Raw genomic sequence first — 1,608 nt, 5'->3', positions numbered from 1 at the left:
TTATTGGACTAACACTGAATCATGAAGATATGTCGTTGGATGAAACACGTTGTGCGATAGACACTTACACTACCGAATTTGGTCTACCGGTTACTGATGTCTTGTCACAGCCTGTTGAACATCTACTGCACATCGTAACGTCAGCCTTCCCTATAATAGCAAGTAAACTGGCCGAAAAAGGGTGAACTACCCTAGGTTAGACATCGATTGTGGGAAAGTTCATCATAACGCTCAGTTCCTGATATCTCAGCTCTCACTGAAAAATATATCCGTTACGCCTGTAACAAAAGCTTTCCTCGGCCACCCTATCATCGCACAAGTTCTTATTGATGCTGGCGCAGCAATGTTAGCCGATTCAAGAATCGAAAATCTTCAAAAGATGGCTGAAATTGGCATTGCTATCCCTAAAATGCTGATACGTACACCCATGCTCAGTCAAGTGGCAAGCGTAATAAAATACAGTGATATGAGTTTAAACTCTGAAGTTGAAGTGATTCAGAGGCTTTCACATGCAGCGGAACAACAAAATTGCCGTCACGATATTATTATTATGGTTGAGCTTGGCGATCTCAGAGAAGGTGTGATGCCCCATCATATTATTGATTTTATCCGAGAAGTTATTTCTTTACCAAACATCACGATAAAAGGAATTGGTACGAATTTGGCCTGTCGGTATGGTGTCGCTCCAGATGATCAAAATATGAATATTCTTTCTGAGCTTGCCGATGGAATTGAAGCTACATTTGGGATCAGTCTAGAAATTATTTCAGGGGGTAATTCTGCTTCAGTTAACTGGGCTCTTCAGAGAACAGGCTTAACTCGAGTCAATAACCTTCGTATAGGAGAAGCAATTTTTTTAGGCTGTGAGCCTTTAGATCACGAAAATATCAAAGGCTTACATACGGATGCGGTTTCTTTGACCGCTGAAGTGATTGAATCCAAGACTAAACCGACTTTGCCTTGGGGGAGTCGGGGGTTAAATGCTTTTGGTGAAAAAGAAAGCCTTCAAGATAGAGGGGAGGTCTCACAAGCTATTGTAGCATTAGGCCGCCAAGATGTTTGTGTCAGCGGGCTTAAGGCTCCGAATGGGATTAAGATCATGTCTTCAACCAGTGATCATCTTGTCCTTGAATCCTCACGAAAACCACTATTTGTAGGGGAAAAAGTCACATTCGGTTTAGATTACAGTGCGCTCTTATCTTCTATGTCTTCACGTTATATCAATAAATATTTTAAGGCACCTAAAGGGAGAAGAAAGCAAGAAGGAACGCATAATGCTACGAACAGCAGTAATTATTTCCGTCAGTGTCATGCTTGACGGTTGTCAGATAAGCCCAATTAAATCTAGTAGGCTTGCCGATTATAGAGCGACGATTATCTCAAGCCAACTGCCACAAGAGTTAGGCTCAATCACACTCGTAAATGCACAGTCAGAGGGCAATAGTGTCACTATTGTTTTCGTAAAAAAGAAAACCTTGAATATGGACAGCTTAGTAGAAAAAGTCGCCGTTAGTTTTTGTGACAACATCGAAATAAGACCTTTATTAGAGAGCGGGATCTCTTATCGAATCATTACCTTAGGAAAAAATGAGAAAGTAGAAAGCCTTA

The 1,608-nt window shown here is 41.0% G+C and carries 3 protein-coding genes; all 3 read left to right on the top strand.

Annotated elements, in window-relative coordinates; all coding sequences use genetic code 11:
- The coding region (locus AB6E52_RS23020; protein WP_372189993.1) for a DUF1611 domain-containing protein at positions 1-185 on the top strand (185 nt) is incomplete at its 5' end.
- Entirely contained in the window at positions 182-1,318 is a 1,137-nt protein-coding gene (locus AB6E52_RS23015; protein ID WP_171387542.1) for an alanine/ornithine racemase family PLP-dependent enzyme, read from the top strand. The genes AB6E52_RS23020 and AB6E52_RS23015, both read left to right, overlap by 4 nt.
- The coding region (gspS2, locus tag AB6E52_RS23010; protein WP_372189992.1) for a type II secretion system pilot lipoprotein GspS-beta at positions 1,275-1,608 on the top strand (334 nt) is incomplete at its 3' end. The genes AB6E52_RS23015 and gspS2, both read left to right, overlap by 44 nt.

Source organism: Vibrio sp. 10N.247.311.13 (assembly GCF_041467595.1).
In the GTDB taxonomy this organism is placed as follows: domain Bacteria; phylum Pseudomonadota; class Gammaproteobacteria; order Enterobacterales; family Vibrionaceae; genus Vibrio; species Vibrio crassostreae_C.
Note: the sequence above shows the minus strand (reverse complement) of the source record. Positions and strands in the feature narration are given on the sequence as shown.